Source organism: Mesorhizobium sp. M1A.F.Ca.ET.072.01.1.1, from assembly GCF_004023325.1.
Classification (GTDB): Bacteria; Pseudomonadota; Alphaproteobacteria; order Rhizobiales; family Rhizobiaceae; genus Mesorhizobium.
Genome location: NZ_RZSF01000179.1, coordinates 1 through 13421, shown reverse-complemented (window position 1 = coordinate 13421; position 13421 = coordinate 1). Strand labels below are relative to the sequence as shown.

At 55.8% G+C, this 13421-nt stretch carries 10 protein-coding genes; 5 read left to right on the top strand and 5 right to left on the bottom strand.

Annotated elements, in window-relative coordinates:
- Positions 1-291 (top strand): TIGR02281 family clan AA aspartic protease (locus EOA32_RS22465; protein WP_128311692.1); only part of this gene is annotated, 291 nt, incomplete at its 5' end.
- A gap of 88 nt (positions 292-379) precedes the next feature.
- On the opposite strand, the gene dusA is transcribed toward EOA32_RS22465, so the two are convergent.
- The gene (gene dusA / locus EOA32_RS22460) at positions 380-1378 is read right to left on the bottom strand and encodes a tRNA dihydrouridine(20/20a) synthase DusA (protein WP_189407315.1); all 999 of its coding nucleotides are present in this window, start codon (positions 1376-1378) and stop codon (positions 380-382) included.
- Positions 1379-1493: 115 nt separating this feature from the next.
- Between dusA and EOA32_RS22455 the strand changes: the two genes are divergently transcribed.
- Positions 1494-2555, top strand: a complete 1062-nt coding sequence (locus EOA32_RS22455) for a site-specific integrase (protein WP_128372923.1) — start codon at positions 1494-1496, stop codon at positions 2553-2555.
- A 228-nt stretch (positions 2556-2783) separates the two neighbouring features.
- Here EOA32_RS22455 and EOA32_RS22450 read toward each other — a convergent pair whose 3' ends face one another.
- The 4 genes from EOA32_RS22450 to EOA32_RS22435 form a co-directional block, all read right to left on the bottom strand.
- Positions 2784-3026: a hypothetical protein gene (locus tag EOA32_RS22450; protein ID WP_128372922.1), complete on the bottom strand. Its 243-nt coding sequence runs from the start codon at positions 3024-3026 to the stop codon at positions 2784-2786.
- On the bottom strand, positions 3026-6205 hold the full coding sequence (locus EOA32_RS22445; RefSeq protein WP_189407313.1) for a DNA methyltransferase: 3180 nt from the start codon (positions 6203-6205) through the stop codon (positions 3026-3028). Before EOA32_RS22445 ends, EOA32_RS22450 begins: the two co-directional genes overlap by 1 nt.
- A 124-nt stretch (positions 6206-6329) precedes the next feature.
- Entirely contained in the window at positions 6330-8063 is a 1734-nt protein-coding gene (locus EOA32_RS22440; RefSeq protein WP_128372920.1) for a UvrD-helicase domain-containing protein, read from the bottom strand.
- Positions 8056-10161 (bottom strand): ATP-dependent endonuclease, encoded by a 2106-nt coding sequence (locus EOA32_RS22435; protein WP_128372919.1) that lies wholly within the window; start codon positions 10159-10161, stop codon positions 8056-8058. The genes EOA32_RS22440 and EOA32_RS22435 overlap by 8 nt, the downstream gene beginning before the upstream one ends.
- 1121 nt (positions 10162-11282) lie before the next feature.
- On the opposite strand from EOA32_RS22435, the gene EOA32_RS22430 reads away from it, so the two are divergent.
- From EOA32_RS22430 to EOA32_RS39295, 3 genes are all read left to right on the top strand, one after another.
- Positions 11283-11816, top strand: a complete 534-nt coding sequence (locus EOA32_RS22430) for a hypothetical protein (RefSeq protein WP_128372918.1) — start codon at positions 11283-11285, stop codon at positions 11814-11816.
- A gap of 88 nt (positions 11817-11904) precedes the next feature.
- Entirely contained in the window at positions 11905-12702 is a 798-nt protein-coding gene (locus EOA32_RS22425) for a hypothetical protein (RefSeq protein ID WP_128372917.1), read from the top strand.
- A 351-nt stretch (positions 12703-13053) separates the two neighbouring features.
- On the top strand, positions 13054-13421 hold a 368-nt coding region (locus EOA32_RS39295), incomplete at its 3' end, for an Arm DNA-binding domain-containing protein (RefSeq protein WP_210214841.1).

The window sequence follows — 13421 nt, the reverse complement described above, 5'->3', positions numbered from 1 at the left end:
GTGGTCGACACCGGCGCGACCAGCACGGTGCTGACGGCGGAGGACGCCCAGGCGGCCGGCTTCAACCCAGCGGCGCTGAGCTACACCGTGGACGTCTCGACCGCCAACGGCATGGCGCGTGCGGCAACGGTCAGGACCGACGAGATGGCGATCGGCGGCATCGTGCGCAAGGATATGCCGGTGATGGTCGCGGCGCCCGGCATGCTCGAGCAAAGCCTGCTCGGCATGAACTTCATCGGCTCGCTGTCGGGCTTCGAGGTGCGCGGTGACCGGATGATCCTGCGCGACTAGATCCCCGGTTTTCTGCCCGGAATTGCGTCTAGACAAACGCATCGAGCGGTTCGCCGTTTCTGTGGAACGGTAAAACCGCCGATCCGCCTCAAGCGGCTTCGGTTTCCGCCGCCGCGAAATCTATTGCCGCAAACGCCGTCTTCAGCACCTCTGGCCCGGCCCCGGGTCTATTGGCGTCGGTGGACAAAATCTGCCGGTAGCGGCGCGCGCCCGGGAGACCGTGGAACAGCCCGACCATATGGCGCGTGACATGGCCGAGCCGTCCGCCCTTCTCGATGTGACGCGCGGCGTAAGCGGCCATGGCGTCCATCAGCGCCGCGTGGTCGAAAGCGACCGGCGCCTCGCCGTAAAATGCGGCATCGATCCCGGTGAGGATGCCGGGCGTATGATAGGCCGCGCGGCCGAGCATGGTGCCGTCGACATAAGCGAGGTGCGCCTCTGCCTCGTCAAGAGATTGAATGCCGCCGTTGATGCCGATGAATTGGTTGGCCTTCCTGGCCTTAAGCCGATAGACGCGCGGATAGTCGAGCGGCGGGATCTCGCGGTTTTCCTTGGGACTAAGCCCCTCCAGCCACGCCTTGCGGGCGTGCACCCAGAGCGCATCGGTGCCGGCCGTCAGCACGCCGTCTGCGAGCGTGTCGAGAGCGGGTTCGGGGTCCTGGTCATCAACGCCGATGCGGCATTTGACCGTGACGGGGATTCTCACCGCCGCCTTCATCGCCGCGATGCATTCCGCGACCAGCACCGGCGTCTTCATCAGGCACGCGCCGAAAGTGCCCCACTGGACGCGGTCGGACGGACAGCCGACATTGAGGTTGATTTCGTCGTAACCGAACGCCTCGCCGATCACCGCCGCTTCGGCAAGCTTTCGCGGATCCGACCCGCCAAGCTGAAGCGCAACCGGATGCTCGGCATCGTCGAAGCCGAGCAGGCGCTCGCGTGCGCCATGGATGACTGCGTCCGCCACCACCATTTCCGTGTAGAGCAACGCGCGACGCGTCAGCTGACGGTGAAAGAACCGGCAATGCCGGTCCGTCCAGTCCATCATGGGTGCTATGGCTACTCTACGGTCTTGATTTTTCAGCATTTTTTCTTTAACATCAAATTCTTAGAACCTGACGAGTGCACACGAATTTACGCCAGAATACGACCCTTTTCGCCACGTTTCGATCCCTCAGTGCACACGGAGCGCACACGAAAAAATGGCTACCTACACGAAGCTTTCATCCGGTTCTTGGCGCGTGCAGGTTCGTCGCAAAGGTCGCTACGTCAGCGAGACGTTCTTGCGCCGAGACGACGCACGGCGATGGGCGACCGAAACCGAACGCCAAGTCGACCGCGGCGAGACGCCGACCAAGTCCCGTGTAGCGCGCCTTAAAACTTTTGGCGAACTCGTCGACCTCCATATCGACGACATGTGCGAGGTAGGCAAGTCCCCTCGCCGCTCCAAAGCTGCCGCCCTCGATATGCTCCAGCGGCACCTGGGGAAATGCAACATCGCGACTCTCGACCGCGAACGGCTCATCCGTTTTGGTCGTGAGCGGGCCGCCCAAGGTGCCGGACCGATGACGCTCGGCATCGATATCGGCTTTATAAAGCTTATCCTGTCTCATGCTGCAGCCGTCCACGGCCTACCGGTCAAGGTCGAGCCGGTTGATCTGGCGCGTATCGCCCTAAAGAGGCTCGGTCTGGTTGGCAAAGGCCAGCAGCGCGACAGACGGCCGACCCAGGATGAACTCGACAAGCTGATTTGTCATTTCGACGCAAACTCGCGCCAAATTGCACCGATTGGCCAGATCATTCGTTTCGCAGTCGCAACCGCGATGCGCCAGGAGGAGATCTGCAAGGTGCGTTGGTCTGATTTGGAATCTCGCACGCGGATGCTCCTGATCCGCGACAGGAAGGACCCTCGAAACAAGAACGGCAACAACCAGCGCATACCGCTGTTCGCGGCCACTGGATATGATGCGTGGGCCATCGTCGAGGAGCAGCGGGCAAAGCGCAGCAATGACGATGATCGAATTTTTCCGTTCAATCATAGGTCGGTCGGCACCGCCTTCCGTCGAGGTTGCGGTGACCTCGACATCCGCGACCTTCATTTTCACGATTTGCGGCATGAAGGAACGAGCCGCCTGTTTGAAGCTGGGTTCACAATTGAACAGGTAGCGTTGATCACTGGGCACAAAGATTGGAAGATGCTGCGTCGCTACACACACCTGAAGCCCGAGACGCTTCACGCTATCCACGCGGCGAAAGCTGCTTAATTCAGGGGGAGCGGGGCGTGGGGCTGAGGAAGAAAGCCACGTAGGAACTGCGGTTTTGGAGACCGAATAGCCTTCTCGCATCTACTTGTTTACAAAGCGATATTTAGCAAATCACGGATCGGTGTGCAAGGATTTGTGTAACACAAACTGGCCAAATCAAACCGAATTTTCGGCGCACCTCCTCCATTTCTGCGCTGACAGGCAGGCTTCAGGTAGGTCCCTGTGGTCTTATGATCGGCTCACAATTGAACCGGCCGGTACCCGCTTGTATCCAAACTGGCTGGCGTAGTCGGCTGCGGCCTGTTCTATGCTGGCTTCGGTTGTCGAACAGTTGACGTTCCGACCAGCGACATTTGCTGCGGCGATAGCTTTGTTCCAACGGGTGTCATCGGTCATAGGGCCCTCAACCGAGAACTCCTTTTTTGCATGGTCGGCGATGACCATGACGAACGGTGACGTGGTCCGGGCCATCAGACGGCATTTTCCAACAGAGAAATTTCCTCATCCGAGAGTTTGAAGGCCTTGAATATCAGGTCGTCGTTCTTGCGCGCAAGTTCCACACTCTCACGCTGCAACAATTCAACGACCGCCCTGTCACGGTTGAACCATTCCTCCCACTCCGTTCGTTCCGCAAGCGGGATGTCTGCCTTGAAACACTTCCGAATCTCTGTCCTGAACGCCTGAAAGTTCGCAAGTTGCCACCAACCCCGAAGCCTTTCTGAAAGCTTTGGAGTTTGACCAGCAGGGCAAAGATCAGGAATTCGACGGATAAGAGCTCGTTGAATTTTTTGCGCTTCCGCGTGCTTTTTCAGGATGGAGGCGGTCTGTGCAACGAGAACTGCTTTCTCCTTCTTCCCGAAGGCTGGCACCGGAAGCTGATCTACGTACTGCACCCTCAGCTCGTGAAATCCACCACGTACGGCCGGCGCTAGGTTCGAGAGGTAAAACCACCCAACCTTACTGTTCAACAATGCTAACAAGGAGAGGTCGCCAGAGGGAATGGCATAGCTCTTGTCGTTGGAAAATGCGCCAGCTGTTTCGAGGCTGAAATTGGGCTCCTGGTTGAAGTGGGGATACGAGATCTTCGTTGCCGCGTAACGCGCACTGTAGGCCTCCTGGGCCTGTTGGAGCTCGAACCAAGCCTGCTGGGTAGCGCGTTTTTCCAGGCGCTTCTTAAATGGCAACAGCCAGTCACGGATGGCAGGATAGTCCTCGATTTTTACACGGTTCTTGGGAATGTAGATGATCCACAAGCCTCGTGATTCCTGACGCCAGCGCTTAAGGTCTTTCCCCTCCAGAAAGGGCCTTAACAGATCGGCCGACTTGGCGTCTTGGGCACACAAGCGGTCTTTGGTGGGAGTGTCTATGATGAAGGCGTCGTTGAGTCCGGTCTTGATACCGTACAGCGGCGAGCCATAGGCCTGTTTGAGGGATGGCCTCCCTTTTCGTATCTTGTCGCGCAAATGCCCGAGCGAAACGTCCTCTATTTCCCACGACCCGTCAGTAAGACTTGCCTGGTCATATTCGGCGGCATTTTTCAGATAGGCCGCCGTGAAGTTCGTTTCTGGAAGGCTATTCAACTTCCAGAACGATATCTCATGATCGGCGGTCGGAATCTCGTTTCGTACGACCAGAACGGCCGGGTATGTCGTCACGCCCTCGAAAATCTGTAGATCAGCGAAATCAACAACGTGTTCAATCGTCGCGTTCGTGCGCAGAAACCGCCGCAAAGGCGCTCCCGCCCGCGTTCTGAAGAAGGTTGCAGAGGAAATATATCCTAGGCGCCCGCCTGGCTTAAGCAACTTCAAACCTCTTTCGAAGAAATAGGCATATAAATCTGCCCGGTCCGAAACCACTTCGAAGCGGCTTGCCAAGTAGGGCTTAATCGCCTTGAGGAATTCCATGCGCACGTAAGGCGGGTTGCCGAGGACGACATCGAACCCGCCATCGGCAAAGACTCCTGGAAATGCATTCTGCCAGGTAAATCCGTGTTTCAGATAAGCAAAGTTGGAATCTTCAATGAGGCTGTCGCCAACTCGGAGATTGTTGTCCAAGCTGTCGAGCATTTTACCTCTCCGGGCTGTTTTTACCCACAGTGAAAGCTTTGCGATCTCGATGCTCTCGGCGTTGACGTCCACCCCAAACAGATTGTTCGTCAAGATTTCACTGTCTGGATCGAACAGACTGCGTGCACCGCCTCTCAGGTCCGCAATCTTGTCGTTGACCCTTGTTAACTCAGCTTTCATGTAGTCAAATGCCATGACCAAAAAAACGCCGGAGCCGCAGGCTGGATCGACGATGCGGATTGTTTTCAGGCGTTCCCGATAGGCCTCCCAGGCCGAGAGTTCAGCTCCCTTTCGTTTCCACTTGATCTCATCATCTTCGGCTTTCGCGCCCTTCTGGGCGTAGGTCGCGAGGAGTCCTCGGAAGATTTCATTAAGGTGAGCTCCAAGGGTCTGCTCAACTATGAAGCGGGCAACGAAATCGGGAGTGTAGACAACACCATCCCGTTTGCGCCTGCCCGTTGTGCCGGAGGAGTATTTCTTCTCCTCAACGACCACACCACGTGCGACGGCCTGCAACCGTTCGACATCGGTAATGGATTGCTCAAAAATATGTCCTAGGACGGTCACCGAAACTTGGGACGCGAAATCGTATTCACCGATCTTTTTAAAACCTTCGCAAACCGTGTCCGGTAGTTCCAGGCCGTCGACAGTCGCGTTGGGAGCGAAGAGGCCCCCGTTATACGGTGGCACGTCCAGGCGAGTGCTTCCCTTGTCGATCGCGGCAAACAGGCCCTTGAAATTGTCCCACACTGGACGTGGGTTAAACGGATCAGCGTGTTCAAACGCCTTCTCTAGGATACGCTTTGGAAGGAGACCGGTGTCCTCTGCAAAGGCGGTGAAAAGGACACGGTCGAGCACCGTTTGAGCTGCCGCGATAGCATCCAACGGCGCTACCTTCGGCGCTATCGTCCCAATTGAGGAAATCAGCGTGCGGCGAATCTCTTTGTAGTCACTGTAGAGTTCATTCGTTATGTCCTTGTCTTCTCTCCTGCTCTCGCCGAGCAAGTCCAACGTACGGCCGGTCAAGAGGTTGTCGGCGCTTAGCAAGAGCATGAAGCGGGCGTATTCGGTCGGTTCGACCAGCCTTGCTAAATCGAATCTCTCATAGGCCTGTGTACCTTCGCCGAACCCGTAGAACCTCAGCTCCACGTAGTTCGATACCAACACCCATTTCACCCCCGGAGCGTTTGTCGCGTACTCCCAGGCTTGCTGCACGGGACTCTTGGCTCTTCCCGGCATGATCGCATCCAGATCCTTGGTCTTGGCACCCTTTAGTTCAAACGGCGCTAAGATCTGGGATTTTCCGGGCCCGAAGTCGCCGAGCGCCAGATCAACGGACCCCCTAAGTATAGCTTTCTCAGACGTTACGGAGTAATCGGCTCCATGTACCTCGCTTTTGTAACCGAGCACCGCTTCCACAATTTTCGATTTGAAATCACCATGCAATGCCGTCTCTTTAATCCTCGTGATGCGGCTGGAGCGAATCATCTCAGCCCATTCGTCGAGCCGAACGAGGTGGTCCTGCGGAATACTTTGATATCGACCGATATGTCGATTGATAGTCTTGATATTGAAGAGATTCATGTGTAGGCTCATGCTACCTTATTTACAGAAATATTCCTAACCTTTATATGCAACCCGAGGCGCGGCATGGATCACTGCCTCTTCTGCTGGCGAGCGTGCAATCCCAGGTCGATCTAGACCTTCCTCAGAATGCCAGTCCCTCGATCGAAGCAGGCCCAAACCACTCTTGAAGCTTCGTCAAGGCTTCGGCCGATAATTCCTGAGTGAACAGTAATGTCAGGTGCCGTTTGGGCCTCGAACATGCCACATAGAACAAATTGCGATTCCTCTCGAAAGTCGCTTGTTTTGCAGCTGGAATGGCCGCCGCTCCTGCCAATTCCAGCATCTCGCCGAAATTATATTGATTCCACCCGCGGCCGAGAACGACCAGAACGTTCTCGAACTCGGCACCCTTGACACCATGCTTGGTTTCGAACGGCGAATAGCCTTCGAGGTATTTTCGGAGCGCCTTGACCTCCGAATATGAAACCTCCCGAAGCTTTTCCAACTCCTCGAGCTGTCGGGGTTTTTCGATACCCCCCTCCGGATTGAATGCTGCTAACGCGTTTTGCAAGTCTTCGACCCTGTCAGGCAATCGCGGGCGTTGCTCTGCCTTGAGATGGTCGACGATGTCGCCGATCGACCCGTTTTCCCTAAGCTCCAAGAGTCTATCAAAAGAAGCTACCCACGCTGCCTTGTCTGCCTGACGCTTGAGCAGTGGCACAGTTCCGCCCATCGCCTCAAACATGGCGCCGTAACGCTTTGCCGAGTAGGCGTCGGCTGCCGGCTCCAAGACGTCTATCAGGAACGCGATAAGGCGGTCTTCCTTTTTGAGATACGAGTCGTTGTAGCGGAACGCATCGGCCAGGTTCGAGTAACCCTGCTCACTGGCAAGGACCCGATGAGTCAGCATCAAAATCTTCGTCTGCTTGGGAGCGAGATCCCAGCCGTCTGCAACCATCTGGGCTTTTGTCGCTTCGAGCGCCTGGTGAGCGACTTCAGACGGCAGGTCGCCGCCCCAATGTTGCCCTCCTTGCCGTTGCCCACCCCAGCCATTGGTGTGGAAGATTCGAACTCGACCTGGCGCTGCAGGGTCTTTGACAAACTGTGGCAAGGCCGGTCGCATCCGATTGAGACATTCGACAATCGCATTCACGGAGCGAAAATTTGCCTTCTTGCCGATCGGGGTGACGGCGTCGTCATTTAGCTCCCCGCATCCATTGCCATAGATTTTCTGCCAGTGGTCCCCGAAGAAGCCAAACAGCGGTGAATTCGGTTGCCCAAGGAAGCGCAGCCTCAGTGCTTCAACCCAAGCTTTGTCGGTGTCCTGATATTCATCAATCAGGATGATGGGGAATCGGTCCGCCATGATTCTGCGAAACTTCGGATTCTCCATCAGCGAGATCGTAAGTGGGATAACGTCGTCATGGTGTAGCGAGACCACGTGTTCACGCACGGCACGGTGCCCAAGACTGTATTCGACGCTCCGATCGCCTATGCCACCGGCCTCCAGGAGCTTGTCCTGCCAGGCTGGCATCTGTTGCACCAGGGCCTTGAGCTGCTTCTGGAAGCTGCCAATGAGGAGCCAGCAGAAGGAGTGATTGGTGTTGCAATAGATTATCGGATGCTTGTCGGTGCGAGCTTCGATTTCATCCTTTGCAACGTTGGTGAAGGTTATGCAGGCGATCTGCTGCCCTCGCCGCATGAAATCTCTCTCGTGGCGCTTAATCAGATACTTAAGCGCCTCGACCAATGAGTACGTCTTTCCGGCGCCAGCACCCGCCTCAAGGCGGAAGCTCCGGCCGGCCTGTATGCAAGCGAAGACCCCTTCAAGAGCGATGCGGCTCGCCTCTTCGGCAGGAGATTCATGATTACTCAAGGCCTCCTCCTTCCGGAGCAGGTTCTGGCACTGCCGCGGGTTCTGGCACTGCCGCGGGCGCCGGTGCGGCGGCGGCAGCTGCTACGATCGCAAGTGCCGGATCAACGCCAGGCACATAGTCGATGGCCAGCCAGCGGATGCCGTCGGTAAGATACTTTGGAGCCACCCAGCCCGTATTCTCAATCGCATATTTCAACGCGAATTCCGATTTCTTTTGTCCTGCGGCTATATAGCGTGCCGCCACTTCTTGCTCTTGGGGGGTGCCTGCCGCGAGGCCGAAAAGGGCTTGATTGGCCAGAATGAAGGCGTCCTCGAATGTCCGCCCACAGGGCCCCTCCTTTACCTCTGGAACCTGATAGGCGATGCGCCCGCGTCCATCGGTCTTGTCATCGTCGGATTTGGCCATCACCCCGGCGAGGCTATGAGGATTGTCGTTAAACCACGTTTTCAGGCAAGCGTTACTGGACGCTGTACCGAGGTGAACCGGGCATGCGGCGCCCCCAGGCGTCTCGACGGAATCCAAGTCTGTGATGATGAGATAATGAAGCTCGAGGAAATCGAGCAGACCGAAGAAGAGATGTGCATAGGCCCCACCAACCTCCATGATAGTGAGGTATTGGCTTGAGAGCTTAATCGCCGGGTCTGCAGCCTCGGCCTTTCCGATGATAACCGGAAGCATGACCCGTTCACTGAGACCTTCGACAAGGATGGCTTTGTCGGCAAAGAACAGGTCGCAGCGCGTCAGCGTCAGATATTGGTGCAGAAACTGCTTGTCGGGCGCCGTGATGCTCGCCGGTCCTTCGCGGAGGTCTTTGATCTTGGTCTGCCGAATGCCGGCATCAGCGCCCGGCACATCGGCCCCAAGGAAGTACCGGATACTCTCGAACCCAGCTGCATTGGCGATATGCGATGAGTGAGTTGAGACCACAAACTGGACGGGCCAAGGGACAGCGCCCGCACCCACGCCAGCCAGTTGCGTGGCGATCTTGCCCAACTGTTTGATGAAAACTTCCTGCATCTGTGGATGCAGATGCGCCTCTGGCTCTTCGATAAACACGAGATGGACGCCTGGCGTTTTTGGCTCGGCCTTGAACGCTTTGTGAAACTCGACGATCCGGAGCAAAATGAATATCAGATTGCGCACACCCAACCCGTTGTAGGATTCGGGGAGCGTCACGCCGCCGTAGCCGGCATATCGAACCCTGGTAAAATTGGAAAGAAGCTTGCGGATATCGAGGGTTGTCTCAGTCTGCAGCTCCTGGCCACCCAATCCCGGATAACCAAAGCTGGTCAAGGTCGGCATCAGGTTCTGCAACTGATTTCCGAAATTACCGTCAATCTGCGTCTGAAGTCCTTGGACAACAGAGGCAAGAGCGTCAGCGATGACCTTATCCGCCGCATCTGCGGTTGCCGAGGAGGCGGTGACGAAAAGACCTTCAAGAATCTTGGCGAGAACGTCGGTCTCTCGCGACGTCACATCATCCAGACCACGCTGTGCGTTGATGAACCCGGTCCGAACCAAGCTGCGCAACGCCGCTGGCTGCAACTGCCGGTAATTCGTTGGGTCGTTCGGATCTTCAGCGCGGATCCTGAGGCCAAAGTTGGCGGGTATCCTCTCCCGCAGGCCAACAAGGAACGCCTTGCGGGATCCGTCATCCAATGAACCATCGGCAAGCCCGTCAAAAAGAGCGCTTAGCCCTCCGTCCTTCAGCTCGTAGCGAAGTACGATCAAGGCCTCGCTCACGCCTGGATCTAGATCGACCACGAACGGGGCCAGCGGACCGAGCTCAGGGGCATCGGGATCATATGTGCAATACAGGCGCAATTCGATAGCCGGCAGAAGAGCACGGACCTCATCCTCCTGTTGCCCTGCAAGATGGGCATGGACGGCGGCACAGAATCCGCGGTAGCTCGCGCTGGAGAAATCCTCAAGTTGAAAGTTCACGGGACCGTCATCGAGAAGTCTGCGCATGACCTCGGAAAGCGACGTTTTTCCGCTGTTGTTACGCCCAACGATTACTGTTTCGGAGGGCTCTAAAATTAGACTTACGTCAGACAGGAGTCTGAAATTCTTTATTTCGACCTTTTGAATGCGCATTCCTACCCCAAGTTTTACGTTTTACACCCCGCAAAACGAATGACTTAAACGAAGTGAGACCGCAAGATACTTGCCACCAAACGAACCGGCTAATTTGTAGGACAGGTGCGGCGGGCGATTCAGCTACGCGGCGCCAAGGTTGAAAGTCGACGTCCGAAACGAAGCGATGGCGAACGAACTCCATTCGCGGTTCTTCCCGCCCCTCGGTATCGAGCGAATATCAATCTACTGATACTGAAGGAGTTTTCCACTGCCAGTCAGGCAATTGCCAGCTAGGATACCCATGCAGCATTCCAGCGACAGCTTCGGTCAGCCCCATCCGCTTTATGTGCCGACCTCTGCCGAACCTGATCGGTGGCAGAACATCGGGGTAAGTGTCCTTTCCTGCGAGTTCTATCGCGAATGGCACTATTTCCTCACAATCGCATAAGATCTCGCCAGTCTCACGACGATATTGGCTGTTTTTGTAGCTTAGGGCCTTTGTTAGGCGCCAGGCCACCGGCTTCTCAGCCATGATCCAACAACACCTTATACCTGAGCGCCGATATCGCTCCGTCCTGGCTAGGAAATTATCCAAGTGCTGACTTGAGAGTTGAATCTCGAATGCGATCCGCGTTCCGTCACGGAGAAAAACTAGTACGTCCGCTACCCACTCGGCGCCCGCTCCATCGTTTCCCCAGGCCTCGAGCTCCGCCCGAAACCCCAGAGCCCGGGCAGCCTTAACTACATCAATCTTCAGTCGAGTGTGGGCGTAGCTCTCCGGGCTGGGAAGTTGCCCCGTAAACCCGGGAGCATGCGCGAAGAACCGCAATCCCCGGATAGACGTTTTGGGGACCGCCGGCCAAGCCGTGCGCGGCATCAGCCATGTCCCGAGAGGCGCCTCGCAAATGCTCTCCCAAGCTGCATCAGTGGCAGAGAACGCTTCGGCCACGTCCCCTGTCGCCGCGTTGTATGCGAGCTGTCCCAACTATCCGACCTCTTTCACCTAACTATGTTGTTTAATCCAATTACTACCACGTCCTCGCCACTGGTGTGGAGGCCTCATGGCCATATTCGCTCCCCTTTGTATTTGCAGATGTGATCAGCGATAGTATCCTGCGTCGTAGACAGGAGCTGTGGATATGGCTACGCAAGGTTTCGACGAACTTCCTGCGGAATTCAAAGCTGCAATAAGAAAGGAAGCTGTTCAGCAAGTTTCCAAGTGGGTGATAGGGATCTTCGTTGTTCTCGGTGCCGCTGCTCTATTTGGGTGGTGGCTTTTCCTTAAGCCCATAATAATAGGCGAATTGGGTGGCGTTCCGAAGGGTGCAGTGGCGGCTTTCGACCTCAGCGATGGCTGTCCGGACGGGTGGACACCATTCGATGACGCCTCGGGCAGGTTTGTCGTTGGCGCAGGTCAGGGCAAGGGCCTCACGGAACGATTGTTTCGCGCGGCCGGCGGCTCCGAAGTGCACCAACTGACCGTAGCGGAACTTCCGGAAAACCACATTACGCTGCCCGTCCCAGTTAAATCGGAAACCGATCGCTTCGATGCGGGAAAGACAGACTATCCCGTCCTTGGGATAAAATCTCAAGACGTCCCTATAGGAGGAGCAGGGAAAGAGTTTGCCACGCTTCCACCGTTCTTGGCGTTGAAGTTTTGCAAGAAGGGCTAAGATTCTGAATTCAGTTTGGTCCGATGGGTCGGATTGCCCTTAGCGAGCCAGGTTATTGCAATGTGGCTGCCGTGCAGAAGGCTCTAACGTGAGCAACTATGTACTCTTTCAAATGTGGTCGTTCCATCGGCAGACCCTGATAAAGGGGCATCAATTCTATGTCGACCAAGCCCGCAAACGCGTGCTGTCCCAGTTCGACAATATAGAAGAGGAGGCCGAAAAGGCCGCCGCCGACTGGCTCGAGCAGAATAGCAATCGCTTTGATCCCGATCGGCACGACCCTTCGGATTTTTACGAGGCAGCCCACGAAGCCAGCATCGAGTTTTACGAGCTCCTTAGCGACATGCGGGACCAAACTTGGCTGAGCGTGGTCGCGGGTATGTTCCACCAATGGGACAAGCGGTTGCGAGAATGGCTAGTTCAGGAAATCCGCCATTGGCATTGCGGCGAAACGGTCATTGCGAAGGTCTGGGGAGCAGACTTTGGGAAGATTGCGGACCTGCTGGAGAGTCTCGGCTGGGAGATCAGGAGCACCGCCTACTTCAAAGCGCTTGACGCTCTGCGGCTGGTAGTCAACGTCTACAAGCACGGCGACGGCAACTCCCTGAACGAGTTAAAGAAGACGTATCCAGAATACCTCGAAGATCGACTCGTTGGTTCGGGTTTGCCGGGGACTCTGGACCTGTTGGACCATACGAACCTCCGGGTGAGTGATGATCAGTTTCAGGCATTCGCGGACGCTATCATCGCGTTCTGGCGCGACGTTCCGGACAATGTCAGCGGAAATGAAATCGCGAAGGTGCCAGACTGGTTCGAAAAAGCCATTCTAAGCGATCGCAAGAGCCAGAATAAGCTTGCTTTTCTTGGTTACACAGGAGGTACATGACAGGAATCCGGTTCAGATTTGAGCGCTTAACTTACTGAAAATTCTGGTGCCGGCAGAGAGGATTGAACTCCCGACCTTCGGATTGCAAAACAAGCCCGTTCGGTGACATCAATGTGACATGGCCTGGCGCCAACGGTGTTACAAGCATTCAACTGATTGAAAACATTGGTGGGCGGTACAGGATTCGAACCTGTGACCCCTACCGTGTGAACCATAAATCGCACAAATACCAGATTCAATAGGAATCTCTATCTGTCTGTCTTTTCGTCATTTTCTCCACGGCACGATAAGTCATTACTTTATATTTCATATAACATTTGTTATAAATTGGTTATATGAAAGTTATATGGAATGCCTAAGATATTTTTAGATGCTTCTGTCGTCGCAAGCGCCTCCTGCCCTCCTGAAAAGAACCTGGAAATCTATTGGGGCCACCCCGTTGGCCAGGACGGCCGAGTTCGCAATGGTTCTGTCACAGGACTGGGCCTCTGCGTCACAGTGATGGGGTTCAAGTCCTTCGTTCACGCCTACCAGCTCAACGGCAAACGCTACCGAAAAACGCTCGGCTCTAACGTAGTTCTCAACGTGTCATCTGCGCGGTTAGTAGTTGGCGAGCGACAGCGCCGGCTAGAGGCAGGCGAAAACCCCGACGCTGATGGCGGCAATACACAGCGAACCCACCTTCTCACTGTCCGCGAGGCGATCGACCGCTATTGGGA

Bases quoted from the DNA above. Each gene is read 5' to 3' on its own strand.
- EOA32_RS22455 (WP_128372923.1), top strand. From the start codon at position 1,494: ATGGCTACCTACACGAAGCTTTCATCCGGTTCTTGGCGCGTGCAGGTT.
- dusA (WP_189407315.1), bottom strand. From the start codon at position 1,378: ATGCTGAAAAATCAAGACCGTAGAGTAGCCATAGCACCCATGATGGAC.
- EOA32_RS22450 (WP_128372922.1), bottom strand. From the start codon at position 3,026: ATGGCCCGGACCACGTCACCGTTCGTCATGGTCATCGCCGACCATGCA.
- EOA32_RS22430 (WP_128372918.1), top strand. From the start codon at position 11,283: ATGGCTACGCAAGGTTTCGACGAACTTCCTGCGGAATTCAAAGCTGCA.
- EOA32_RS22445 (WP_189407313.1), bottom strand. From the start codon at position 6,205: ATGAATCTCTTCAATATCAAGACTATCAATCGACATATCGGTCGATAT.
- EOA32_RS22435 (WP_128372919.1), bottom strand. From the start codon at position 10,161: ATGCGCATTCAAAAGGTCGAAATAAAGAATTTCAGACTCCTGTCTGAC.